This window comes from Ensifer sp. 4252, assembly GCF_050434565.1.
Taxonomy (GTDB): domain Bacteria; phylum Pseudomonadota; class Alphaproteobacteria; order Rhizobiales; family Rhizobiaceae; genus Ensifer.
On record NZ_JBNDIU010000023.1, the window covers coordinates 85,683 to 110,050 of the forward strand.

Annotated in this window: 27 protein-coding genes; 21 read left to right on the forward strand and 6 right to left on the reverse strand. The window is 60.5% G+C overall.

All coding sequences use genetic code 11. The features are described from left to right. Window positions 1-447: 447 nt before the first annotated feature. Window positions 448-1,152: a GntR family transcriptional regulator gene (locus ABIE33_RS29405; protein WP_429131631.1), complete on the forward strand. Its 705-nt coding sequence runs from the start codon at window positions 448-450 to the stop codon at window positions 1,150-1,152. A gap of 231 nt (window positions 1,153-1,383) precedes the next feature. Here the strand turns inward: ABIE33_RS29405 and ABIE33_RS29410 are convergent, their stop codons facing one another. Further along, window positions 1,384-1,809 carry a VOC family protein gene (locus tag ABIE33_RS29410; RefSeq protein WP_429131633.1) on the reverse strand — a complete coding sequence of 142 codons (426 nt, stop codon included), beginning with the start codon at window positions 1,807-1,809 and terminating at the stop codon, window positions 1,384-1,386. 311 nt (window positions 1,810-2,120) lie between these two features. Here ABIE33_RS29410 and ABIE33_RS29415 point away from each other — a divergent pair, with 311 nt between their 5' ends. From ABIE33_RS29415 to arsK, 11 genes are all read left to right on the forward strand, one after another. Further along, a complete protein-coding gene (locus ABIE33_RS29415; protein ID WP_429131635.1) occupies window positions 2,121-2,522 on the forward strand; it encodes a cupin domain-containing protein in 402 nt (133 codons plus the stop codon). Between the two features lie 45 nt (window positions 2,523-2,567). Next, window positions 2,568-3,887: an epoxide hydrolase family protein gene (locus tag ABIE33_RS29420; RefSeq protein WP_429131636.1), complete on the forward strand. Its 1,320-nt coding sequence runs from the start codon at window positions 2,568-2,570 to the stop codon at window positions 3,885-3,887. Window positions 3,888-4,344: 457 nt separating this feature from the next. After that, window positions 4,345-5,019, forward strand: coding sequence for a protein-L-isoaspartate(D-aspartate) O-methyltransferase (locus tag ABIE33_RS29425; protein WP_429131702.1), 675 nt, complete (start codon window positions 4,345-4,347; stop codon window positions 5,017-5,019). A 143-nt stretch (window positions 5,020-5,162) separates the two neighbouring features. Then, window positions 5,163-5,516, forward strand: a complete 354-nt coding sequence (locus ABIE33_RS29430) for an ArsR/SmtB family transcription factor (RefSeq protein ID WP_429131638.1) — start codon at window positions 5,163-5,165, stop codon at window positions 5,514-5,516. Window positions 5,517-5,565: 49 nt separating this feature from the next. Continuing rightward, window positions 5,566-6,093 carry an arsenate reductase ArsC gene (locus ABIE33_RS29435; RefSeq protein WP_429131640.1) on the forward strand — a complete coding sequence of 176 codons (528 nt, stop codon included), beginning with the start codon at window positions 5,566-5,568 and terminating at the stop codon, window positions 6,091-6,093. Then, complete coding sequence (arsB, locus tag ABIE33_RS29440) at window positions 6,093-7,166, forward strand: ACR3 family arsenite efflux transporter (RefSeq protein WP_429131643.1); 1,074 nt, start codon at window positions 6,093-6,095, stop codon at window positions 7,164-7,166. The genes ABIE33_RS29435 and arsB overlap by 1 nt, the downstream gene beginning before the upstream one ends. After that, window positions 7,163-7,591, forward strand: coding sequence for an arsenate reductase (glutaredoxin) (arsC, locus tag ABIE33_RS29445; RefSeq protein ID WP_429131645.1), 429 nt, complete (start codon window positions 7,163-7,165; stop codon window positions 7,589-7,591). Before arsB ends, arsC begins: the two co-directional genes overlap by 4 nt. Then, window positions 7,584-8,294: an arsenical resistance protein ArsH gene (arsH, locus tag ABIE33_RS29450; protein ID WP_429131647.1), complete on the forward strand. Its 711-nt coding sequence runs from the start codon at window positions 7,584-7,586 to the stop codon at window positions 8,292-8,294. Before arsC ends, arsH begins: the two co-directional genes overlap by 8 nt. 107 nt (window positions 8,295-8,401) lie before the next feature. Next, complete coding sequence (locus tag ABIE33_RS29455) at window positions 8,402-8,722, forward strand: ArsR/SmtB family transcription factor (RefSeq protein WP_429131649.1); 321 nt, start codon at window positions 8,402-8,404, stop codon at window positions 8,720-8,722. Window positions 8,723-8,778: 56 nt separating this feature from the next. Next, window positions 8,779-10,173 carry an FAD-dependent oxidoreductase gene (locus ABIE33_RS29460; protein WP_429131651.1) on the forward strand — a complete coding sequence of 465 codons (1,395 nt, stop codon included), beginning with the start codon at window positions 8,779-8,781 and terminating at the stop codon, window positions 10,171-10,173. Continuing rightward, window positions 10,173-11,384 (forward strand): arsenite efflux MFS transporter ArsK, encoded by a 1,212-nt coding sequence (arsK, locus tag ABIE33_RS29465; protein WP_429131653.1) that lies wholly within the window; start codon window positions 10,173-10,175, stop codon window positions 11,382-11,384. Before ABIE33_RS29460 ends, arsK begins: the two co-directional genes overlap by 1 nt. A 342-nt stretch (window positions 11,385-11,726) precedes the next feature. Here arsK and ABIE33_RS29470 read toward each other — a convergent pair whose 3' ends face one another. Together ABIE33_RS29470 and ABIE33_RS29475 are read right to left on the reverse strand one after the other, a co-directional pair. Further along, on the reverse strand, window positions 11,727-12,077 hold the full coding sequence (locus ABIE33_RS29470) for a DUF2200 domain-containing protein (protein ID WP_429131655.1): 351 nt from the start codon (window positions 12,075-12,077) through the stop codon (window positions 11,727-11,729). 67 nt (window positions 12,078-12,144) lie between these two features. Further along, the gene (locus ABIE33_RS29475) at window positions 12,145-12,783 is read right to left on the reverse strand and encodes a dihydrofolate reductase family protein (RefSeq protein ID WP_429131657.1); all 639 of its coding nucleotides are present in this window, start codon (window positions 12,781-12,783) and stop codon (window positions 12,145-12,147) included. Between ABIE33_RS29475 and ABIE33_RS29480 the strand changes: the two genes are divergently transcribed. Next, entirely contained in the window at window positions 12,767-13,057 is a 291-nt protein-coding gene (locus ABIE33_RS29480; RefSeq protein WP_429131659.1) for a hypothetical protein, read from the forward strand. The two genes, ABIE33_RS29475 and ABIE33_RS29480, sit on opposite strands and share 17 nt — an antisense overlap. On the opposite strand, the gene ABIE33_RS29485 is transcribed toward ABIE33_RS29480, so the two are convergent. Both ABIE33_RS29485 and ABIE33_RS29490 read right to left on the reverse strand, forming a co-directional pair. After that, entirely contained in the window at window positions 13,051-14,634 is a 1,584-nt protein-coding gene (locus ABIE33_RS29485; protein ID WP_429131661.1) for a DHA2 family efflux MFS transporter permease subunit, read from the reverse strand. The genes ABIE33_RS29480 and ABIE33_RS29485 overlap by 7 nt on opposite strands. A gap of 25 nt (window positions 14,635-14,659) precedes the next feature. After that, complete coding sequence (locus ABIE33_RS29490; protein WP_429131663.1) at window positions 14,660-15,862, reverse strand: HlyD family secretion protein; 1,203 nt, start codon at window positions 15,860-15,862, stop codon at window positions 14,660-14,662. 113 nt (window positions 15,863-15,975) lie between these two features. On the opposite strand from ABIE33_RS29490, the gene ABIE33_RS29495 reads away from it, so the two are divergent. Further along, entirely contained in the window at window positions 15,976-16,632 is a 657-nt protein-coding gene (locus ABIE33_RS29495) for a TetR/AcrR family transcriptional regulator (RefSeq protein ID WP_429131704.1), read from the forward strand. A 28-nt stretch (window positions 16,633-16,660) separates the two neighbouring features. On the opposite strand, the gene ABIE33_RS29500 is transcribed toward ABIE33_RS29495, so the two are convergent. Further along, complete coding sequence (locus ABIE33_RS29500; RefSeq protein ID WP_429131665.1) at window positions 16,661-18,004, reverse strand: PLP-dependent aminotransferase family protein; 1,344 nt, start codon at window positions 18,002-18,004, stop codon at window positions 16,661-16,663. 178 nt (window positions 18,005-18,182) lie between these two features. On the opposite strand from ABIE33_RS29500, the gene ABIE33_RS29505 reads away from it, so the two are divergent. The 7 genes from ABIE33_RS29505 to ABIE33_RS29535 all read left to right on the forward strand — a co-directional run bounded on the left by ABIE33_RS29505 (window position 18,183) and on the right by ABIE33_RS29535 (window position 24,357). Continuing rightward, entirely contained in the window at window positions 18,183-18,374 is a 192-nt protein-coding gene (locus ABIE33_RS29505; RefSeq protein ID WP_429131666.1) for a DUF1127 domain-containing protein, read from the forward strand. Beyond that, complete coding sequence (locus ABIE33_RS29510; RefSeq protein WP_429131668.1) at window positions 18,371-19,150, forward strand: sulfite exporter TauE/SafE family protein; 780 nt, start codon at window positions 18,371-18,373, stop codon at window positions 19,148-19,150. Before ABIE33_RS29505 ends, ABIE33_RS29510 begins: the two co-directional genes overlap by 4 nt. Before the next feature lie 353 nt (window positions 19,151-19,503). Next, window positions 19,504-20,304 carry an SDR family NAD(P)-dependent oxidoreductase gene (locus ABIE33_RS29515; RefSeq protein ID WP_429131670.1) on the forward strand — a complete coding sequence of 267 codons (801 nt, stop codon included), beginning with the start codon at window positions 19,504-19,506 and terminating at the stop codon, window positions 20,302-20,304. A gap of 88 nt (window positions 20,305-20,392) precedes the next feature. Next, window positions 20,393-21,757, forward strand: coding sequence for an epoxide hydrolase family protein (locus ABIE33_RS29520; protein WP_429131672.1), 1,365 nt, complete (start codon window positions 20,393-20,395; stop codon window positions 21,755-21,757). Window positions 21,758-21,795: 38 nt separating this feature from the next. After that, on the forward strand, window positions 21,796-22,434 hold the full coding sequence (locus ABIE33_RS29525) for a VOC family protein (protein WP_429131674.1): 639 nt from the start codon (window positions 21,796-21,798) through the stop codon (window positions 22,432-22,434). Between the two features lie 185 nt (window positions 22,435-22,619). After that, complete coding sequence (locus ABIE33_RS29530; RefSeq protein ID WP_429131675.1) at window positions 22,620-23,339, forward strand: hypothetical protein; 720 nt, start codon at window positions 22,620-22,622, stop codon at window positions 23,337-23,339. 70 nt (window positions 23,340-23,409) lie between these two features. After that, window positions 23,410-24,357 carry a GlxA family transcriptional regulator gene (locus ABIE33_RS29535; RefSeq protein WP_429131677.1) on the forward strand — a complete coding sequence of 316 codons (948 nt, stop codon included), beginning with the start codon at window positions 23,410-23,412 and terminating at the stop codon, window positions 24,355-24,357. Window positions 24,358-24,368 lie beyond the last annotated feature (11 nt).

Sequence of the window (24,368 nt, forward strand, 5' to 3'; positions counted from 1 at the left end):
AACGATTGCCAAGCGTTGGATCGCAAACACCTATCATCACGCGGGCCGAACCGTAAAGGCGCGGTCGGCCGCCACTGAACCGGCAGGTTTGGCCGTTGCATACTGGCGGCTCGACCGATCGTGGCCCGCCACTGCGAACGCCAGATTCGCGATTTTTCACGTTTCATCGACAAGGCGTCATTCGATGACGGGCAAATCGCTAGCCAATTCGCCGCGATCCACAACCACACGGCCGCGCCGGATGACGGTGCGCCTATACGGCGTCAGGGCGACGCTTCCGACAACGAGCGCGCGGGCACCAACACCAGGTCGCCGAAACGGTTTTGGCGGCACCGGGCTCTTGGGTGGGTATCCAGATGCGGTTACCTGTCGAGACACCAAATCACTGGACACCCCGCCATTTTGTATGCAATTCGAGGAGACTATTGCTACGACCTGGAGTGATCAATGGCAAAGAACGAGAGCGAGGGGGGCGGTGGCCGCGCTCAGGCCGTTCATCGCGTTTTGAAACGCGCAATCCTCGACCAGGCTTTGTCTCCGGGGTCGAAGCTGCCGGAAGACTCTATCGGCGAACGGCTGGGTGTCAGCCGAACCCTGGTCCGCGAAGCGCTGGTTCGTCTTAGCCAGGAGGGGTTGGTCGAATTGCGGCCGAACAGGGGTGCGATGGTCGCGCGGCCAACCCTTGAAGAAGCGCGCAATCTGTTCCTTACGCGAATGGCGCTGGAACGTCTCGTGGTGGAAACACTTTCCGGCAAACTGACGCCCGATCAAATCGACGCGCTTTCCACGCATATTTCGGCCGAGGAGGCCGCTAAGAAGGAGCAGGCCCCGTCGATCCGCCTGGCGGGCGAGTTCCATACCCTCCTTGCACAGATGACGAACAACACGAGCCTAATTCGTTACGTGAACGAACTGGTCGCCCGAAGTTCCCTGATCCTCGCGCTCTATGGCCGACCGCATTCTTCGGAATGCGCCGTATCGGAACATCGGGAGCTTCTAGACAACTTGATTGCTGGCAAGACCGACGAGGCGACTGCCCTTATGGCGCATCACCTCGAGTCGGTTACGACACGCGCACTCCTTCCCGCAGATGGCGACAGAAACATCAAGGAGGTGCTGTCCGCCTACGCTGCGGCGGAGGGCCTTGCCTAGACGAGACAGAGGGAGACGGGCGACTTCCTCATATCCCTGAGCACTGCGCGCCGACACCTCAGCGCGCCAGCCTTACAAGAGAAAGATGCCGCCCAATTGAGCGGCATCTGAACGAATGCCGGGCGCAGAATACGCCGGGCGTGACACTGTTTGGGTTAAAGAGGTCGGCCCGCAGCCACTGGATCGTCGCTCTGAAAATCCGGTGGCCCGGGTAACGGTGATGCCCGACGATCAAGCCTCGTCAGGCCCCTTCCTGTACACCAGGAACTTGTTGCCTTCAGGGTCGCGGAAATATGCGCAGTACGGGCCGTCGGAGTTTTCCCCTCTCGGACCGGGAGCACCCTCGTCAGAGCCGCCAGCCGCCAAAGCGACCGCATGGGCCTCCTGAACCTGAGCACGGGACCGGGCTTCGAACGCGACCATCCCGCCATTGCCGACGTTTGCCGGCGCGCCGTTGAAGGGGCTGATCACGCCGAATTCGAGCGCCTTGTGCCCATAATAGACAGCCCTTCCGGGCTGCACGAGAACGCGCCCGATACCGAATACGCCGAGCAGCTTGTCATAGAAAGCCGCTGCAGCACCCAGGTCATTGGTGCCCACGGTGGAGTGACCCGGCAGCCCGCGGGGCTTCTCGGGCTGAGCTGTGATATCGTTCATTACGATCTTCCTCATGTTGCGCACGGCCAGGGTGGTGACACCATCCTCAGCTCGCAGAGGAGATTTGCGCGCTTCTTGTGTATCGCATTTTTCACAAATGCAGCCCGTGTGTATCGAACGGTGTCGAACAGCCGGGCGGATACATCCTCATACAACTGCCCTTTATCGCGATACAGACCTGGGAAGTAAGCGGCGATACATGCCGTTACAAATCTCCCGTCCGGCGGACACATCGTCACTACACGAACGCACTAAAATGGTGCCGTTAGCCTCAAAGACGAGGGCTCCAACAACGCGGAAGGGAAGACCATATGAAAATGTCTCATATCATGGCGGGTACGCTGCTTATCGTTGGAAGTGGATTGGTGCTGCCCGCGGCCAAGGCGCAGCAACCGGGAATTCAGCGCACGGACCTTGTGCAGCACGATCTCAGCATACTCGGGCGCGAGACCGTTCAGGCACGCGTCGATATCGAACCGGGCGCAATCTCCATCAAGCACTCTCATCCGGGTGAAGAGGTCGCCTATGTCCTCGAAGGCTCGCTGGAATACCAGCTAGAGGGTAAGGCGCCGGTTACCCTTCATGCCGGCGAGGCCCTGTTCATTCCGGCCGGTGTGGCTCATGTCGCGAAAAATGTCGGCAGCGGCAAGGCATCGGAGCTGGCGACCTACATCGTCGAGAAAGGAACCCCGCTTGTCGTTCCGGTCAAGTGAGTGTTTCGAAATGGATCCTCGAAAGCGGAGAGAAGGAGGTGTGAAATGACCGCTGAGAAAACCGCCGGCGCTTTCGCGCTGTCGCGCCGGGCTCTGCTCCTGAATGGAGCCGTGGCGGCAGCCCTCGTGGTGTCTCGCCCTGCTAGCGCTGTCACCCAAACGAACACCACGAAGCCTCTGGAGGCTGGCGAAATTCGGCCCTTCCGTGTGGAGGTCCGGGCGGCAGAGCTCATCGATCTCCGACAGCGCCTTGCCGCGACACGCTGGCCAGACCCGGAAACGGTCGATGATCGCTCCCAGGGCGTGCAACTGGCGAAGCTTCAGGCGCTGGTGCGCTACTGGGAGACGGAATACGATTGGCGCAAGGCAGAGGCGAAGCTCAATGCCTTGCCGCAGTTTCTGACGACTATCGACGGCCTCGAAATTCACTTCATCCATGTGCGCTCGCGTCATGCCAACGCTTTGCCGCTCATCATGACCCACGGCTGGCCCGGCTCCGTTTTCGAACTGTTGCAAGTCATTGGCCCGCTGACAGATCCGACGGCGCATGGAGGGACGGCGGAGGATGCTTTCCATGTCGTGCTTCCGTCCATTCCAGGGTTCGGCTTCTCGGAAAAGCCCAAAGGTACCGGCTGGAACCCGGATCGCGTCGCCAGCGCCTGGGACGTCCTGATGAAGCGCCTTGGGTATGGGCACTACGTGTCACAGGGCGGCGATTGGGGCGCCATCATTTCCGATGCGATGGGCCGCCGGGCTCCTCCGGGTCTGCTCGGCATTCATGTGAACAGGATTGAGCGCTCGACCACCATCCCGCCGGAAGTTGCACGGGCGTTGAGAAGTGGTGATCCTGCACCGGCGAATTTGACCGGCGAGGAACGGGCAGTGTTTGACCAGGCAAGGGAGTTCCTCAGCAAAGGCTTCGGCTATGCGGCGATCATGGGGACGCGCCCGCAAACCGTCGGGTATGGCCTTGCTGACTCGCCGGTTGGCCTGGCAGCGTGGTTCTATGACAAGCTCGCCGACTGGGTGTTCACACGCGGTGAACCGGAGCGCGCGTTGGGCCGCGATGAGATTCTTGACAATATCACGCTTTATTGGCTGACGAACACCGGGACCTCGAGCGGCCGGATTTACTGGGAGAGCAGTGCCGGCAACAACAAGTTGGCTCCAGTGGCGATCCCTGCGGCCGTGACGGTATTCCCGGGAGAGGTTTACAAGCCGCCGAAGACCTGGGCGGCACGAGCGTACCACAACCTGATCTACTACAACCGGGTGGACAAGGGCGGACACTTCGCCGCCTGGGAAGAACCGGCGCTTTTCAGTGCCGAGTTGCGCGCCGCTTTCCGGCCATTGCGTCGGCTCTAGCGCACGATTTGGAACAAGCGCACGAGCCGGTGAATAGTGCGAACTCCGCTTGCTCTGTGATTCAATGGCAGTCGAACGGCGGAGATGGCTCCATGGAGCAGATCGATTGCGTCTTGATCGTCGGTGGCCGCCATGTGGCGACGAACGTTTTCAGGCTGCTGCATGTTTCCTTAAATCGTATTCGATTTAAGGAAACATGCAGCAGCCCAAAGTGCTACAGCGACCTTTGCGCGTCTAATAAGACGCGCGGCGCTGTAGGACCAGGTGAGTGATCCCTGCGCGTCTCAAACGCGCCACATCCTGACCTTCGCTAACGATGTCTCCAAGGTCCGCGTATCGACCCATTGCGGCCACTGGGGTTTGCTCGCCTATGGCGCAAGTGGACTCCATTCCGGTCATTCCTGAGTTTGATCACAGAGCTTTCTGGGAATAAACTGGCTGAGGAAAGCCCGTGATCATGAAACCAATGAATGAAAAGCACCTCGCGGTCCTGCGCAGACACATGGTCGAGTTGATTGCAATCCATGTGGAGCTTGCGAGCGAAGAGCTTGGCAGGGCGGCGTTCGATGAGCGGGTGATGGCTGCGATGCAGCAGGTGCCGCGGCATCTCTTCGTGCCCGCCCCGCTTGCGCCGTATGCCTACGAGGACATGCCGCTGCCGATCGGCTTCGATAAAACCATCTCGCAGCCCTTCATCGTCGCTCTCATGACCGATCTCCTCGCTCCCCAACCGCACGAGGCAGTGCTCGAGATCGGCACCGGCCTGGGCTACCAATCCGCAATCCTCGCGGAGCTCGCCGGGCAGGTCTGGAGCGTCGAAATCATCGAGGAATTCGCAAGCCGCGCCGAGGCTCTGCTGCGGGGCCTCGGCCATATCAATGTCGGCATTCGTGTTGGAGACGGGTCCCGCGGCTGGCCTGAGCACGCCCCGTTCGACAAGATACTGGCCGCGGTGGCGGCGGAGCGGTCGCCGCCGGCATTGCTTGAGCAGCTCAAGCCCGGTGGACGCCTGGTTATGCCGTTGGGATCTGAAAAAGGACAGTTCCTGACTGTCATTGACAAAGATGCGGCAGGGCAACTCAAGATTCGCAAACTTATCCCAGTTCAGTTTAGTCTGCTCGAAACGGTCTAACGCGACGTGCGGACATCCGGCGCGGCCGCACCTCTCCGATCGTACGCAGAAGTCAGGATTCTGCCCGTCTGCACCGTGAACCAGGGGACATCTTGGCCCCTTGCCCCGTTGACGCGCATCGATATATCCAATAGTGTGGATATATGGATAATTCAAAAGCTATCACCGCACTCGGCGCACTCGCACAGAGCACCCGTCTCGACACGTTCCGGCTTCTTGTCAAACATGAGCCCGACGGCCTGCCCGTCGGCGAGTTGGCCAAGATCATCGACGTGCCGCAAAACACGATGTCTGCGCATCTCAAGACATTGACGCAGGCGGGCTTGATCTCCGGTGAGCGCCACAGCCGTTCAATCATCTATCGTGCAAACCTCGATGTGTTCCGCGAACTGACGCTGTTCCTGATCAAGGACTGCTGTGGCGGCAATGCGGAGATTTGCACCCCTCTGATTGCCGAACTCACGCCCTGCTGCCCACCCGTGGGAGTGACCGCATGATCGGCGCCATTTCTCTGAAGTCGGACCAACGCCACTAGGGACAACTCCAATGTCTGAACGTGTTTATAACGTGCTCTTCTTATGCACGGGCAATTCTGCTCGCTCTATTTTGGCCGAGTCGATCCTCAACAAAGAAGGCAGCGGGCGCTTCAAGGCGTTCTCTGCCGGCAGCCAACCCAAGGGCAAAGTGAACCCGCATGCCCTTAGGGAACTCGATGCGCTTGGTTATCCATCCACCGGCTTTTCCTCGAAAGGCTGGGATGTCTTCGCCGAGCCCGGCGCACCGGAGATGGATTTCATCTTCACTGTCTGCGACAGCGCAGCAGGCGAAGCGTGCCCTGTGTGGATTGGTCATCCCATGACCGCGCATTGGGGGGTTGAAGACCCCGCAGCCGTTCAGGGGGATGAGGTCGAGGTGCAACGGGCGTTCGCCCAGGCAGCCCGATTCCTCAAGAACCGCATTACTGCGTTTCTCAGCCTTCCGATCTCTTCCATCGAAAAGCTCGCGCTCGAACAGCACCTTCGCCAGATCGGCAAGATGGAGGGCTCCACGCAGCCCCAGGAAAAGGCAGTCTGATGTCCTCGTTTGAACGCTACCTGACCGTCTGGGTATTTCTCTGCATTCTCGTCGGCATTGCGCTTGGTCATCTGATGCCAGGCGTCTTCCAGGCGATCGGTGCAGCGGAGGTCGCCAAGGTCAATATTCCCGTCGCCATCCTCATCTGGCTGATGGTCATTCCCATGCTCTTGAAGATCGACTTCGGATCGTTGTCCAAGGTCGGCAGCTACTGGCGCGGGATCGGCGTCACCCTGTTCATCAACTGGGCGGTAAAGCCGTTCTCAATGGCACTGCTCGGCTGGCTGTTCGTGGGCTACCTGTTTCGTTCGTGGCTGCCCGAAGACCAGATCGACTCCTATATCGCGGGCTTGATCATTCTTGCAGCAGCGCCGTGCACGGCCATGGTCTTCGTCTGGTCCAACCTGACGAAGGGTGAGCCGCATTTCACGCTTTCCCAGGTCGCACTCAACGACGCGATCATGATTGTCGCGTTCGCGCCGATTGTCGGCCTGTTGCTCGGCCTGTCGGCAATCACGGTCCCTTGGGACACGCTGATGATCTCGGTTGCGCTCTACATCCTCATCCCGGTGGCAATCTCGCAAGCCCTCCGGAAAATTTTGATGGCCGACGGCACGACGAAGGCTCTCGATGCGCTTTTGATCAAGTTGCAGCCTCTGTCGCTCGTGGCGTTGCTGGCCACCTTGGTCCTGCTGTTCGGTTTCCAGGGCGAACAGATCATCGCCCAGCCAACCATCATCGCTTTGCTTGCCGTTCCGATCCTGATCCAGGTCTACTTCAACTCGGGCCTCGCATACCTGTTGAACCGCATGTCCGGAGAGCGGCATTGCGTTGCGGGACCGTCCGCACTGATTGGGGCATCGAACTTCTTCGAACTCGCAGTCGCCGCTGCGATCAGTCTGTTCGGCTTCCAGTCGGGTGCTGCGCTGGCAACCGTGGTCGGCGTGCTCATCGAGGTCCCTGTGATGCTGTCCGTCGTCTGGATCGTGAACCGGTCGAAGGGCTGGTACGAAGCAAGCCCTGCCGTCGTCAAAAACACTCTCGTCGAAAAAACCATTGCCGAAAGGGCATGATCATGGACGTCACTATCTATCACAACCCGGATTGCGGCACGTCGCGCAACACTCTGGAAATGATCCGCAATGCGGGTATCGAGCCGACTGTCATCGAATATGTGAACACGCCTCCGACACGGGACCAACTCGTGCAGATGATTACCGATGCGCAGCTTACGATCCGTGAGGCGATCCGCGAGAAAGGCACTCCGTATGCGGAACTGGGCCTCGATAATCTGGAGCTGACAGATGAACAATTGCTCGACGCCATGCTGAAGCACCCGATCCTGATCAACCGTCCGTTCGTCATCACGCCGATGGGTACGCGTCTTGCCCGTCCGTCCGAAGTCGTCCTGGAAATCCTTCCCGACACCCACAAGGGCGCTTTCACGAAGGAAGACGGCGAACGGGTCCTCGACGAGAAGGGGCAGCGCATTGTCTGAAACATTTCCTGCCGCAGCTTCCGAGCACTTCCGCATGCCTGATCTCGGCGCGCTTCGTCCCGCGTTCTCGACGCACAAGCCGCGCATCCTGATCCTTTACGGTTCGCTTCGGGAAATCTCCTACAGCCGACTTCTCGCTCACGAAGCTCGTCGTCTCCTGGAGCACTTCGGCTGCGAGGTGCGGGTATTCGATCCCAGGGGCCTGCCGCTCCCCGATGAAGCGCCGGTCAGCCATCCCAAGGTGGCGGAACTGCGCGATCTTTCCGCGTGGTCCGAGGGCCAGGTCTGGGTCAGCCCGGAGCGGCACGGCGCGATGACGGGCATCATGAAGGCCCAGATTGACTGGATACCGCTCTCCCTCGGCTCCATCAGACCGACCCAAGGCAAGACGCTGGCGGTCATGGAAGTGTCTGGCGGTAGCCAGTCGTTCAATGCAATCAACCAGATGCGCATTCTCGGCCGCTGGATGCGGATGATCACGATCCCGAACCAGTCTTCGGTTGCCAAGGCCTACCAGGAGTTTGACGCCGATGGCCGGATGAGGCCGTCGTCCTACTACGACCGCGTCGTCGATGTCTGCGAAGAGCTGGTGAAGTTTACCTGGCTTACCCGGGATGCGTCGCCATACCTCACCGACCGCTACAGTGAGCGAAAAGAGGATGCCGAGAAGCTGGAAAAACGGGTCCAGCTCAAGGCCATCTGACGTGCGGCATCAACCGTGAGACGATCAGGTCGCTCGTCTCACGGTTATTTCGACAAAGATGGAAATATCACTTGACCGAAGCACCGTCCTCGCCTTAGCTTATTTCCATGATTATCGAAAAAGCAGCATCGCAGCTCGAAGCGCTTGGCAACGTTACCCGACTGCAGATTTACCGGGCGCTTGTGCGTGCCGGTGAAGACGGCCTGCCCGTCGGGAGGCTCCAGGAGAAGCTGGAAATCCCGGCATCGACTCTCTCACATCATCTTAAACGGCTCGTCGATACAGGCCTTGTTATCCAGGATCGTCAGGCGACGACGCTGATTTGTACCGCAAACTACAGGCACATGAATGCGCTGATCGGCTACCTCGCTGACGAGTGCTGCGCCGACGCGGCTTGCTCGAAGCAAACCCGCGAAACCGTGGCCTGAAGGCATTTTTTTTCGTTTCAATTTCGAAATTTCTGGAAATACGAAAGGATAGGCAGGTGGCTTTAGATGAAATTCTTCCGGTCGCAGTGATTGGCGCTGGTCCCGTTGGGCTCGCGGCTGCGGCAAGACTGGTTGAGGCAGGCATCACGCCGCTTATCCTCGAACGGGGGACCTCCGTCGGTTCGTCTCTTCTCGATTGGGGCCATGTGCGGGTGTTTTCCCCCTGGAAATACAACATCGACGATGCCGCGCGGCGATTGCTCGACGACCATGGTTGGAACGCCCCACGGGCCGATGGTGTGCCGACGGGTCGGGAAATCGTTCAAAACTATCTGCTTCCGCTATCGTCCGTCCCTTCCATTGCTGCCAATCTGAAGCTCGGCACAACGGTCACGGCGATTACCCGCGAGGGATTTGACAAGGTCTCATCAAAGGGTCGTCAGGATGCGCCTTTTGTGGTCCGATACGACGATATCGGGGGCGAGCACGAAGTTCTGGCACGAGCTGTCATCGATGCCTCAGGCACGTGGACACAACCGAACCCGATGGGGATCAACGGCCTGCCCGTCATTGGCGAACGCTCCTCCAGCAGGGTTTCCTATGGCATCCCGGACGTTGCCGGCATCAGGCGGCCTGACTTCATCGGCAAGCGAACACTGGTTGTCGGAAGCGGTCATTCAGCAATCAATGTCGCCTTGGCCCTGCTGGAACTTCAGCAAAGTGATCCTGCGACCGAAATCTTCTGGGCGCTCCGCCATCATGGAGTGGCCCGCCTGCTCGGCGGCGGTCTCAATGACCAGCTTCCCGAGCGCGGTACCCTTGGGCTGGCTGCAAAGAAAGCCATGGACGAGGGTCGCCTCAAAATGCTGACGTCCTTTGCTGCTGCGAGCGTGACATCCGAGCCCGATGGGATCGTCGTCAACGCGATGGCAAACGGAGAGCCAGTGACGCAGGCGCTAGACCGGGTGGTGGTCACGACTGGCTTCCGGCCCGACCTATCGTTTCTCAGAGAACTCCGCATTGATCTCGATCCGACTGTGGAAGCTCCACCAGCCCTGGCGCCACTGATCGATCCGAACCTTCATTCCTGCGGGACCGTTCCGCCCCACGGCGTCGTCGAATTGGCTCATCCGGACAAGGACTTCTACATTGTCGGCTCGAAATCCTATGGCCGCGCTCCAACATTCCTGATGAAGACCGGCTACGAACAGGTCCGTTCCGTGGTCGCGGAGCTTGCAGGAGATCATGTCGCCGCGCGACGGGTGGAACTGGTTCTACCCGAAACGGGGGCGTGCTCGGTCGATCTCGCAGTAAACGCCACATCGGGATGCTGCGGGGGACCCGCGCCCGTAGAAGCCGACGCCTGCTGTGTCGCAGATGCGACTGCGAAGGCCGCTGGAAAATCCGGATGCGGCTGTGCCGCACCAGTTGTCGAAGAAGAGCGAGCGTGATGATGGGAGAACGGAAGCTACCGGCATGGGCACTTGCGGGGCTCGGCGCAACACAGATCATCGGATACGGCACCCTCTACTATGCCTTCAGCATTCTGGTGCCGGAAATCGCTGAAGATATCGGCAAATCGCAGCAATGGGTGTTTGGAGCTTTCTCCGTGGCTCTTCTGGTCGGGAGCCTCGCCGCGCCCCTGTCAGGCTATCTTGCCGACAGGATTGGCGCCGGGCGGTTGATGGCGGCAGGATCGCTGCTCGCGTCCGCAGCACTCGTCTTGATGGCCGTCTCCACCGGACCGATCAGCTTCGCTGTCGCACTGGCGCTGACCGAGATCGTTTCGGTCGCCGTTCTCTATGCCACTGCGTTCACTGCAATCGTTCAGACCGGGGGAGCCAAGGCCCAGAAATCAATCGTTCACCTGACGCTGATCGCTGGTTTCGCCTCCTCGTTGTTCTGGCCACTGACCTCCTGGCTACACGGTTTTCTGTCCTGGAGGGAGGTCTATCTGCTGTTCGCAGCGTTGAACCTTCTCGTCTGCCTTCCAGTGCACCTGGCGCTTGCCCGGCTGACGACCACAGCCGTGTCCGCTTCCAGAGCCACCACCGCGCCCGTTAGCGAACACCGCCCTGTTGCGAACGGAACGCCGCTGTTCGCCCTGATGCTGCTCGGCTTTGCGATCGAAGGCTATGCCCTTTCGGCGATCCTGGTTCACATGGTACCGCTGACGCAGGCGCTCGGGTTTGGTGCCGCAGGTCTGCTGGTTGCCTCGCTGTTCGGTCCCGCACAGGTCGCAAGTCGCCTGATCAACATGCTCTTCGGCCGCGAACTGTCGCAGAAATGGCTGGCCGTGATCGCGACCGGGCTTCTGCCAATCGGGTTGACGATCCTGCTGATGACGACACCCTGGCTCCCAGGAGCGGTCCTGTTTGCTATCTGTTTCGGATTGGGCTCCGGTCTGACAAGCATTGTCGGGGGGACATTGCCGCTCGAACTGTTCGGACCAAAGGGATACGGCAGTCGTCTCGGTTGGGCCACGTCGGCCAAACAGATGATGTCGGCGATTGCCCCGCTCGCCATGTCCATGTCGATGGCGGGGCTCGGCGTCGTGCCGTCCATCTGGATGACCGTAGCAATTGGCATAGCCGGGGTGGTGGCATTCTTAGGCATCGTTGTAGTCGTGCAGAGCCCTGCCGCACTGCCACGACCGGCTTGACGCTCGATGCCACCTCCTTCGCTCGGTGTGCGGCCGCTATTGACGATCTGGTCGCACTTTCGCTTCCCTTTTTATCCGGACGCTCCGCTTAGGCGCCTAAGCAGAACACAGGCGCCGCGGTGATCGACGGTTGGAATGACCGCCACGGGGGTCGAGAGATCCCTACAATTCGGCCGATGAGTTCGGACTGCAGTCCTTCCAATTGTGATGCCTGGGAAGCCCTTGGCGACGGCGACTGGCGCGCGCAATTCAATCTTGCGACAGGGATGAGGTCGTTGGTCGACGCCACCACTTGCTCAAGCCCGGAACATTAAGCCTTGCGCGTTCGAAAAAACCGCCTGGCTATTTTCGCAGGATCTTCTGCATCGCTTTCCCTTTGGCAAGTTCGTCGATCAATTTGTCCAGGTAGCGGATTTCCCGCATCGTTGGTTCCTGAATGTCTTCCACGCGAACGCCGCAGATCACGCCCGTAACAAGTGCTCGGGCGGGGTTCATTTGCGGCGCTTGCGCAAAGAAGTCCTCAAAATTCGTGTCGTTCGCCAACTGATTATCCAGCGTCTCTTGGCAATGTCCCGTCAGCCGACAGATAATCTCGTCGACCTCAGATTTCGTGCGCCCCTTCTTCTCCGCTTTGGCGACATAATGCGGATAGACGCTCGCGACAGTGACTGAGTAGATTCGATGCCTCGTCATGCGTCCTCTCCTGAACAGCGCTATCGCAGCCGGTGGTGCGGCCCTGCCGCAACAAAGGCGGAGATGTCTACTTCTTTGTTTCCGTCGATTCCATTGTGGCCGTTCGATACTGCGGACGCCCGGCGAGACGGTAGGCTTGGATGATAACCCCGCCGACAGTGGACCGCGACTCGACCAGTTCGAGTGCCTTGTCCGGACCCGTCTCGGGAAAGAGCCGCCTGCCCTGACCGAGGATCAGGGGGTAGGTGAAAAGGTTGATCTCATCCACCAGGTCGTTGTCGAGCAGCCAGCGGATGAACGTGGTGCCGCCATGCACTTGCAACTCGCCGCCCGGCTTGGCCTTCAGGTCGAGGATCGCGGTCGCGATGTCGCCTGAAAGGACAGTGGTATTCGCCCATTTCGGGTCCCTGAGCGTATTCGATGCCACGTACTTGGGCCGCGTGTTCAAAGCGAGTGCGACGGGGTTGCCGCGCGGGATCGCTTTGACCGCACCCCAGGAGCCGGCAAAGACCTCGTACGTCCACCGTCCGAACAGAAACGCGTCGGCGCGCGCGTAGATCTGGCCCAATGCGGCCCCCGCCTCTTCGTCGAAGAGCGGCGCGATCCATCCGCCGCGCTCGAAGCCGCCGCGGCGGTCCTCGTCGACCGAGCCGAGCCCCTGCATGACTCCATCGAGGGAGACATTCGTCATGGTAATCAGTTTCATGATCGTCGTTCCTTCTGGTTGGTCGGCGTTTGGTCGGGCCAGTTACGGCCGCCTTCCCTCCATAGACGATCCGGATTTCGACAAACCATTCAAGAAATCTTTTCGGCCGCCGTCTTACCGCCAGCCGCACCGCGGCACGACGCGCAGCAGCATATCGTTGCTTACCGGCAACATCAGCCACAGCTTCCGAGGCATCGACCTCCGGTTCGCGAAATCAGACGTCGATACCAAGGGGAGAAGCCGGCATGCAGCCGATTTGACAACGCCTCAATGAGCACCGGCGCCGCCTCCAGCCCCTGACTTTTGGGTCAGCAGCAAAGCCAGAGCAGCGATTGCCAGCACGACCCCGATGACAGCGAAGGTGTCGCTGAACCCCAGAATGAGCGCCTGACGTCGAACGACTTGACCCAGAGCCGCGATCGCCTTGTGGCTGGCAAGAACCGGGTCGGAAACGCCGTGCGCCATGAAGTAGCTGGTGGATTGGGAGAGATGGTCGCGGACCTCTTCCCGGGCAAGGGTCACCGACTGGCCGATGATGTTCGAATGGAACTGCTCGCGCTTTGTCAGGATCGTGCCGAGCGATGCCGTACCGACCGCGCCGCCGAGGTTACGCAACATGTTGGACAGCCCCGAGGCCGCAGCGGCGTCGGACGGGGCAATGCCACCTGTGGTGATGGCGGTGATCGGTGTCAGCACCAGCGCCTGTCCGATCGCACGCACGATGTTGGGGATCCAGAATTGATCGCCGGCACTATCCGCCGACAGGGTAATGTTCATGAAGCAGCTGATCGCAAAGATCGAGATGCCGAGGAAACCGATGTAACGGGCGTCGAACCGTTTCATCAGGACAGGAACGAGCGGAATGAGCAGCAATTGCGGCAAACCCGTCCAAGCCAGGACGTTGCCGATCTGCTCGGCGTTGTATCGCTGCACCTGGCCCAGATATTGCGGCAGAATGTAAACGGTACCGAAAAGTGCGACACCGACGAGCACGTTGACGGCGACGCCGATCCCGAAATTGCGCTGTGTCAGCAGCCGCAGCTTCACCAGCGGCTTCTTCACGGTGAGTTCAATCCAGATGAAAGCGGAAAGAAAGACGAAGGCAACGATGCTGAGCCTGACGATGAAGGCCGACGAGAACCAATCCTCCTTGTTGCCTTCCTCGAGCACGGTCTGGAGGGCAGCGAGCCCGACTGTCATCGCAACGATGCCTGCCCAGTCGCCTTCCTTCAGCAGGTGGAGCTGCATCGGCTGCTTGTCGAGCGTCAGGGCAAGCGCAACGACCATGATGGCGCTCGGTACGGCGTTGATGAAGAAGATCGACTGCCAGCCGTAATTTTCTGTCAGGTAGCCGCCGATCGTCGGGCCGATTGCAGGGGCGAACGTAACCGACAGGGCAATGAATGCCAGGCCGAGCGGCTGCTGCGCCTTCGGAAGCTTGGTCAGGACCATGGTAAACGCCATGGGGATCAGAACGCCACCGGCAAAGCCCTGCAACCCTCGCAGAAGGATCATCGTTCCAAGGTCGTGGGCAAAGGCACAGGCAATCGAAAACAGTGGGAAGAGAACCGAGTTTACCAGAATGTATCGGCGGAACGAGAAGACGCTGCTGAAATAGGCCGTCAAGGGAATGACGACGATTTCGCCGATCAGGTAGGAGGTGGAGATCCAGGCGCCATTGTCGATGCCGGTACCAATGCCGCCCTCGATATCGAGCAATGAGGCATTGGTAATCTGGATGTTGAGGATGGCCATGAACGCGCCGATCATGCCGGCGAGCACGGCGATCCAATCCCTGGTGCTGGCCCGCGGCTGCGAGGCGACTGTGGCGGTTGAAATTTCGGAGGACATGGCTGCAATCTCCTCACATTTCCCATCAGACCCGGTTGCCCTGAGCGGCAGCTTTGGTGTCGATACTCGGCTGCACCGACATGCCGGGGCGAAGATCGCCGGATGCGGCGCTCTGACCGTCAAGTACGATTTTGACCGGGATACGCTGGACCACCTTCGTGAAGTTGCCCGTAGCGTTGTCCGGCGGAAGCAGAGCAAACTCCTGGCCACTTGCCGGCGCGATGCTGTCGACACGGCCATGATAGGTGCGGCCGGGGAACATATCGACTTCGAGATCGACAGTCTGGCCCGCATGCACGTCAGTCAACTGTGTTTCCTTGTAGTTGGCGATCACGTAGACCGCGGTGGTTGGCACGATCGACATCAGCTGCGTGCCCGCCTGGACATATTGGCCGACCCGTAGCGTGCGGTTGCCCACCGAGCCGTCAACAGGCGCGAGAATTGTCGCATAGGAAAGATCGAGTTCGGCCTGGTGTTGAAGGGCCAGGCCACGGGCTAGAGCGGCCTTTGCTTGGGCAACCTCGGCATTCAGAAGATCGACCTGTTTGATCGCGGCGTCGAGAATGGCGCTGTCGCGCGCAACGGCCGCCCTCGCCACCGCGATCTCGGAGGCTGCCTGTTCAGCGGTCCGCACCGGACCATAACCTGTGGTCGCAAGGTTCGAATAGCGCTTGTCGTTCTGTTGCGCGAAGGTCTCGTTCGCCCGGTCGACGTCGACGGTGGCGCGCGCTGCGGCGATGGTCGATTGCTGAATGTCGAGAGCGGCTTCCTTGGCTTTCAGCGTAGCCTCGGCGGCAGCGACATCTGCCTTCGCCTGGTCGAGCGCGGACCTGAAATCGCGATCGTCGATTCTTGCAAGCGGTTGACCTGCGATGACCGTTTGGTTGTCGCTGACAAGCACTTCGGTGATATGGCCGGACACCTTGGGAGCGATCGTGCTGGAGTCAGCTTTCACATAGGCGTCATCCGTTGACACGTGGAAGCGACCAACCGTCCAATAGTCATGGCCGAAATAGCCTCCGGCGGCAATCAATGCGATCGCAGTCGCGCCGATGAGCAGAGAGCGGCCCGAGCGTTTGCCGGCCGTCCTTGCTTCAGCGCCCGACCCGGCCAGTTCTGCGACGCGTGGCGGCTTGCCGGCATCGAGCGTTGCGGGCAGCGCTTCCGCAACCGCGTCATTGACGGAGGGGACGTTATTATTCAGGGCATGCAGCTTATTGATAGGCATTGCTTCTCTCCGGAACAGGTCGCGAAGGTTACGGCCCTTGGTTAATTGGAAATTTGATATTTTCCAAAATACGCGCTATAAAATCGAAGTCAACGCAAATTTGGAAACTCGCCATGGTCCAAAATCACAAAATCGAGAAGAGATCGCGAGGCCGGCCCCAGGTGCGGTGCGACGAGGACACCAGGAATGTCATCCTCGAGGCCGCAAACAAGCAGTTTCACCAGAGCGGATATGCGGCGGCCAGCATTGCCGCGATTGCGCAAGAGGCGGGTGTTTCGACCAAAACGCTCTACAGGCTTTTCCCGACGAAGGCCGACGTCTTTTCGGACCTGATTTCCGATCGCATCAGCCGCTTCCTGTTGGCGCTGGATGTGAGCACGCTTGCGACGACGGACCTGCGGCAGGGTCTCGAGCGGATGCTGATGGCCTATGGCATGCTGACGCTCTCCGACGATACCGTCACCATCACGCGTCTTGTCATCGGCGAGTCCGACCGCTTCCCCGAGATCGCAACCGCGTTTTATGAACAGGCGATCGTCAAGACCAACAACTTGATGGAGGATTGGCTACGCAAGCAGGCCGATCGCGGTGCCCTTACGCTTGCAGATCCGCATGCCGCTTGTGGGATGCTTCGCGGGATGATGGTCATGGAACCTCAGCGGGCCGTTATGTTACGTCAGAAACCAGCGCCTCGCATCGAAGAGATTGCCGAGCGCGCGCGGATGTGCGCGGACTTGTTTCTAAGAGGTGCTGCGACCACTCGATCGTGACGGCACGTTGCCGGCAATTGCACCGTGATCATTCGGTCGTGTCGAAATCGTCCTCCCGGGATGCCAGCATCGCGGCCAGTGTGCACAAGCCGGCATCGAGCTGATCCATTGTTGGCGCCGCCAGCGCGAGCCTGACGGCGTTCGGCGCATGACCGGGCGTGACGGCGAATGTCGTCGAAGGAGTTAGCGCAATGTCGCGTCGGGCCGCGGCAGCAACAAAACTCTGCGATCGCCAGTGCGGTGGCAATGTCAGCCACAGATGATAGCATTTCGCGTTGGTCTGGATCTCAAAACCCGACAGACGGTCGGCGGCCAGATGTTGGCGCGCTTGCGCGTCGAGGCGCTTTAGCCTGGCAAGCTCGGCAAGGGTGCCGTCGCCCATCATCCGCTCCGCCGCCGCAAACGCGAACCCGGATGCAGTCCACCCACCCGAACGCACCGAGGCCATCACGCCTTCACGCAGCCGCTGCGGCGGCACGATGAAGCCCAGCGTCAAGCCCGGCGCGGCCTTCTTGGAGAGACTGTCGATGACAATGCAGCGATCCGGCGAGAGCGCGGCAAGCGGCGGCTCGTCGTCGAGGAAGCCGTAGACATGGTCCTCGATGATGGGAAGATCGAGATTCTCGACGACGTGCAGGAGATCCGCCCGGCGCGCCGAGGTCATCGTCATGCCCAACGGGTTGTGGATCGCCGGCTGAATGTAGATCGCCGAGAGATGCGCCTCGTTGTGCGCCTTTTGCACCGCGTCGGGCCGTACGCCGCCTTCGTCCATTGCCAGCGACACCAGCGAGATACCCAGCCGGGCTGCGATGCCCTTGATGAAGGGATAGGTCAGAGCCTCCACACCGCAACGGCCACCCGTTGGAACGACTGCCGCCAGCGCCGCCGCGATGCTCTGCCGCCCATTGCCGGTAAAAACGAGCTGTTCTGGATCGGGGGACCATGCGCCCTGCGAAAGGTAGGCGGCCGCAAGGCTTCGGAGCGCTGGCGTGCCAGCGCTGGTCGCCTGTCTCAATGCGGCATCGAGCGCAGCGGGCTTCTCCAGACCGTCCAGACTTTTCGCGATGAGCGCGGTCTGACCCACAAGCATCGGGTAGTTGAACTCGAGGTCGATCCGGATGCCGCGTGGCTCACTTGGCGCCGCTGCGCCGCGCCTGGTCTCCCCCGAGATGAAGGTACCCCTGCCTACTTCGCCGACGACAAGCCCGCGGCGCATTAGCTCGGAATAGACGCGGCTCGCCGTTGAGACGGCGATCTTGCGCTCGTAGGCAAAGTTGCGCTGTGGCGGCAGGCGGTCGCCGGGCTTGAGCGTACCAGCGGCTATCTCAGCGGCGATAGTATCGGCCAGCTTCAGATATGCGGACTTCGACATTATTGCACCGAGTTCAATGTTTATATTGTACTGAGATTTTATCGGATCATACTGTCTGCGTCAACCGGATTGCACCGGGCATTACCAAGGTCTGCGGTTAGTGGCACGCGGCCGCGCTTTACAAGCGCTGGCGCCGACGGCGTCGCATTGCCGCGGAGCAAACCAATGGAGAACAGAAATGTCTGCAATGCTTTCAACCATCGTCCGGCCCGTAGAGCAAATCGCTCGCTTTCTCGTCCGCCGCGCCGCCATTGCGAGGCTTTGCGCGCTCGACGACGACGCGCTTAAGGACATTGGCCTCGCGCGCTCCGAGATCGAAGCGGCGGCTTGCGGCCTCATGACCGCTTCCAGCCGGGCGACGCCACGATGATAGCCTCATCGGTTGCGCCGGAACTGACGGCGACCACGGTCCTCGTGGCCTTTGCCGGGGTGTTCCTGATCTGCTTCATGAAGGGCGCATTCGGCGGCGGATTCGCCATTGTCGGCATTCCACTGTTGTCGATCGTGATGGATCCGGTGACGGCCGGCGGCTTGCTCGCACCATTGTTTGTCGCGATGGATCTGTACGCGCTGCGCTACTGGAAGGCCTCGACGTGGTCGAGGCCGGACCTCGTCCTGTTGCTGCCTGGACTGTTGATCGGCGTCGGGCTCGGCTATCTGCTGTTCCGCTTTTTGGATCATCACCTCATCGCGATCATCATGGCGGTTGTCACCTTGGTCTTCGTCGGCCTGTGGTTTGCCGGAGGCGGGAAGGTAACGGTCCGACAGCGCTCGACGCCGAAGGCGATCGCTGCCGGTCTCACCTCGGGAATTACCACGATGGTGGCGCATTCGGGCGGACCGCCCCTTGCGATGTATCTGTTGCCCCTCGGCCTCAGCAAGGAAGTCTATGCGGGAACGACGAGCCTGTTTTTCACTGTTGGCAACGCGACCAAGGCTGTACCATGGCTGTTTCTCGTGCGACCGGCAGGCAGCGATTGGACGCTGATGGCGATTTGCCTACTCGCCATTCCCAGCGGCGTTTGGCTCGGCTGGCGGCTTCACGGCGTGCTGGACCAACACCAAATCTATCGGGCCTGCTACGGATTGCTGGTGGTGACGGCGTTGAAGTTGTTGTGGGATGGCGCCTCCGGGTACCTCGGATGAGTTCCTCCTGGCTGCGATGATCTATCGGTCGCGTGCTTGGTGATGTCGCCGACTATCCCTCCGATCTTCATCAACAGTATGGGTGGCCGCATTTCAACGGCTTCACTCGTCATGAAACCGGCGGCCGTGATTTTGAGATCGTCGAGGGATGCCAGATGTCGTCTGCTGCATCCCGCCTGCGTTGAAAAGGCTCGAGCGGGCCGATCGTATCCCTTCGGCCAAATGCGCATACCGCTCCCAGTGTCCACGACAGGCGCCAGTCCGGATGTCCTAAATTGACGGATATACGACATTTGAGACGTTTGAGTTAGGTCCTAATATCAGGACCAGGAATTCAGATGATGGAGATTGTTATGACTGAGAACTCGAAGGGAACCGCACTGATTACCGGCGCTTCCTCTGGTATTGGTGCGATCTATGCCGATCGCCTGGCGCGCAGGGGCTATGACCTGATCTTGGTGGCCCGCAACAAGGCGCGCCTCGACGCGCTCGCGGAGCGCCTCACTGACGAGACGGACCGCGCCGTAGAAGTCGTCGCGGCGGATCTCGGCAACAAGGATGATCTCGGTCGCGTTGAGAATGTGCTTCGGACCGACGCAAGCATCACCGCGCTGGTCAACAATGCCGGCATCGGCGCGACCGCCCCGCTGCTGGAGTCCGATATCGACAAGATGGAAGAGATGATAACCCTGAACGTCACCGCTCTGACGCGGTTGACCTACGCCGCGGTACCCGGCTTCGTGAAGCGTGGCACCGGCTCGATCATCAACATCGCCTCGATCGTCGGCATCACGCCGGAACGGCTGAATGGCGTGTACGGCGGAAGCAAGGCCTTCGTGCTTGCCCTCACCCTGTCGCTCCAGAAGGAGCTTGCCGACAACAATATCCGTATCCAGGCAGTGCTTCCGGGCGCCACGGCAACCGAATTCTGGGGTATCGCCGGGACGCCGCTGGAGCATGTGCCGAGCGAGATCGTCATGTCCGCCGAGGACATGGTGGATGCCTCCCTTGCAGGCTTCGATCTCGGCGAGCGGATCACCATTCCGGCGCTTCCGGACGTACGCGACTGGGAGGCCTACGAAGCGGCACGGCAGAAGCTCATGCCGAACCTTTCCCTCAGCGTGCCGGCTGCCCGATATCGAGCCGCGGGGTAATACGCTTCTTCCCGTCAGAGCCCTCACCCATTGAATTCAACGGCCATGTGGACGGCATTCCATCGGTCTTGAAACAAGGAGAATGATCATGTCGAGACCCCATTCGATCATTGGCAAGCGCAAACACCTCGCCGCCTACGCACTGGCTGGAGCGATCGCAATTTTTCTTCCCGCGGTCGTGGCTCATGCCGAAACGAGCGCTCCTGCGCGCAGTGGCGTCGAGGTTGCGCAGGCTTCCGTGAACGGCGCGTCCACAGCTCAGCCGGCTGTCGACGAAACCATCCATCCCTTCCAGTTCCGTGCAACCGATGAGGCTCTTGCCGATCTCAAACGGCGCGTCGTCGCAACCAAGTGGCCCGATCAGGAACTGGTCACGGACGATACTCAGGGCGTGCGACTGTCCACGATGCGGAAACTTGCCGACTATTGGGCCAACCAGTACGACTGGCGAAAGGTCGAAGCGCGGTTGAACGCCCTGCCCCAGTTCGTCACGAACATCGACGGTGTCGACATCCACTTCATCCACGTCAAGTCGAAGCATCCGAATGCCCTGCCGGTCATCATTACCCATGGTTGGCCCGGCTCGATCATCGAGCAGCTGAAGATCATTGATCCCTTGACCAATCCCACAGCGCACGGCGGCGCCGCAGCCGATGCGTTTGACGTCATAATTCCATCTATCCCCGGTTATGGCTTTTCCGGCAAGCCCACCGAGCTTGGCTGGGACCCGCAGCGCGTCGCGCGGGCCTGGGCCGTTCTGATGGACCGCCTGGGTTACAAGAAATATGTCGCACAGGGCGGCGATTGGGGTGACGCAATTAACGAGCAGATGGCGCTACAGAAGCCTGCAGGGTTGCTTGGCATCCACACCAACATGCCCGGCACGCTTCCCGACAGCATTTCAGGGGCGCTGGCCGGCGGTCCGCAGCCGACGGGCCTGACGGGCGACGAGGAATATGCGTGGAAGCAGCTCGATTTCTTCTACAAGCATCGCGTCGGCTACGCGTTGGAAATGGGAGCCCGGCCACAGACACTCTACGGCCTGAACGATTCACCGATCGGCCTTGCCGCATGGATGACTGATCATGATCCGGAGAGCCAGAAGCTGATCGGCCGCGTCTTTGACGGGGCCACGGAAGGGCTGACGCGCGATGACATCCTTGACAACATCACGCTCTACTGGCTGACCAACACGGGGTTGTCTTCGGGGCGCCTCTTCTGGGAGAGCAAACTCGCTTTCTTCGCTCCCAAGGGCGTTACCATCCCCGTTGCAGTGAGTGCTTTTCCGGACGAAATCTACACCGCTCCCCGCAGCTGGACCGAGAAAGCCTTCCCGACGCTGATCCACTACAATCGACTGCCCAAAGGCGGGCACTTTGCGGCCTGGGAGCAGCCGGAGATCTTTGCCCAGGAGCTCAGGGCCTCGTTCAAATCGTTGCGTCCGTCGCTTTGAGAAATACGGCGCGCTCACCCAGTCACAAGGAGAAAGCCATGACCAGTGCAACCATAACCTCCAACGTGCAAACGGTCGACCTGAAGCTTGAGGTCGTTGTTATCCCTGTTTCGGACGTTGACCGCGCAAAACGCTTTTATGACGGCCTGGGTTGGAGGCTCGACGCCGACTTCGCGGTCGGTGACACATTCCGGGTCGTGCAGTTCACGCCGCCGGGATCACCAAGCTCGATCCACTTCGGCACAGGGCTGACGTCGGCGGTACCCGGCTCGGCAAGCGGGCTCTATCTCGTCGTCTCGGATATCGAAGCTGCCCGCGCCGAACTCACCGCTCGCGGCGCCGTCGTGAGCGAGATCATCCACCGCGCCGGCCCTGGACAGCCGCCAATCAGCGGCCGGGATCCGGAACGGCGCAGCTACCGCTCCTCCGCCTCGTTCGCCGATCCGGACGGCAACGGCTGGCTGCTCCAAGAGGTCACCGAGCGATTGCCTGGACGCGTCGACACGGACATCACGACATTCACCTCGTCGAGCGAACTCGCAGGCGCGTTACGGCGCGCGGCAGCCGCCCACGGCGAACACGAGAAGCGAAGCGGCGGCAAGCATGATGAGAACTGGCCGGACTGGTACGCCGACTACATCGTACAGGAGCAGGCCGGCAAGCCGCTGCCATTGTAAGCGTCCGCGAGGCCGTATTCGGGGACGCAATCCATCGAAAGCCGGATTGCGTCCCCGTCCGCTTCTTCTCACCCGCTTTTGTCTGTCGCCTGGCAAACAGCCGGGCCTGGCAAGGCAGCGTGGCTTACAACGTTACGCGGGGGCTGCGTCCACGAGATGCGCACCGCTTCCCACGGAGGCAAAGTATGACTGACCTTCTCAACCGCATCATCGCGGCCCATGGCGGGCTCGACCGATGGAACCAGTTCAGTATCGTCAAGGGCACCATCGTCACCGGCGGTGCCTTGTGGGGAATGAAGGGGCTCCATCAGGATGCCGATCCGCGCGAGATGACGGTCTGGCTCCATCAGGAAAAGGCGTCGGTGATCCCGTTCGGCGCACCGAACCAGCGGACGGCCTTTACTCCCGACCGCATCGCGATCGAGACGACCGACGGCGGGCTCGTTGCCGAGCGGCTAGACCCGCGCGCTTCTTTTGCCGGGCACGGGAAGACGACAGCGTGGGATCCGCTTCATCGCGCGTATTTTAATGGGTATGCGCTGTGGACCTATCTGACCACGCCGTTCCTGCTCACCCTGCCTGGGGTCATGGTCGAGGAATTGCGACCGTGGAGCGAGTCGGGAGAAACCTGGCACAGGCTGCGGGCACGTTTTTCACCGCAGATCGCAACGCACAGCGCAGTGCAGGATTTCTTTTTCGGCGACGATCTGCTGATGCGCCGGCACGACTACTGCGTCGACGTCTCCGGCGGTTTCGCGGCGGCACAGCGCGTCTACGACTACGACGAGGCTAACGGCATCCGGTTTCCGACGAGGCGCCGCGCCTTCTTGCGGGGCACGGATGATAGCGTCGTCGACCATCCGCTGCTGGTGTCCATCGATCTGAGCAACGTCCACTTCGCGTGAGGACGAGGGAGCTTCTTGCGATGGCGCAAATATGATATAAGCGGCGGTTTCAGACAAAAGGTAGTGTGTCATGCACAAGGTCGGCTACGTCGTGTTTCCAGGATTTCAGCTCCTCGGTTTTGCAGCGGTCACCGCCTTCGAGATCAGCAACATTCAGCTTGGAGAGCCGGCTTACGAGATAACGCTGCTTTCTGAAGCCGGCGGAGAGATCAAGTCGTCGGCTGGCTTTGGCGTCATCACGAAAGCCTTCGACGATACGACCTACGATACCGTGATGTTTGGAGCCGGCACCACGATCGAGCCGGTGACGCCGGGTCTGATCGAATTCGCGCGCCATTCCCTGCAAACTGCGCGACGGCTGGCCGGCCCCTGTACCGGCGCCTTCATTCTTGCAGAAGCCGGATTGCTGGATGGGCGCCGTGCGACCACGCATTGGTTTTTTGCACGCCAGCTCCGGGACCGCTTCCCCGCCGTCAAGGTCGAGGAGGATCGCATCTTTATCGTCGACGGCACTGTATGGACGTCGGCGGGAATGACGGCGAGCATCGACCTCGCTCTCGCCATGGTCGAGAAGGACCATGGTCAGGAGGTCGCTCGCTCGGTCGCACGCAAGCTCGTGGTCTACCACCGCAGGGCCGGCGGCCAATCGCAGTTCTCGGCGCTGCTCGAACTGGACCCGAAGTCGGACCGGATCCAGAAATCGGTCAACTATGCCAAGGCCAACCTGCGCAGCGTTCTGTCGGTGGAGGAACTGGCGGATGCGGCGGGCTTGAGCGCGCGCCAGTTCAGCCGGGCCTTCCGATCAGAGACGGGGCAGTCGCCCGCCAAGGCGGTGGAGAACCTGCGCGTCGAGGCGGCGCGGCTGCTGATGGAACAAGGACGCCACTCCATGGACGTGATCGCGGAGGAAACCGGCTTCGCCGATAGCGATCGCATGCGCCGGGCGTTTCTCAGGACGCTGGGACAGCCGCCCCAGACGATCCGGCGCAACGCCCGGGAAACTGCAATGGCGACATGAATGAGGAGCGC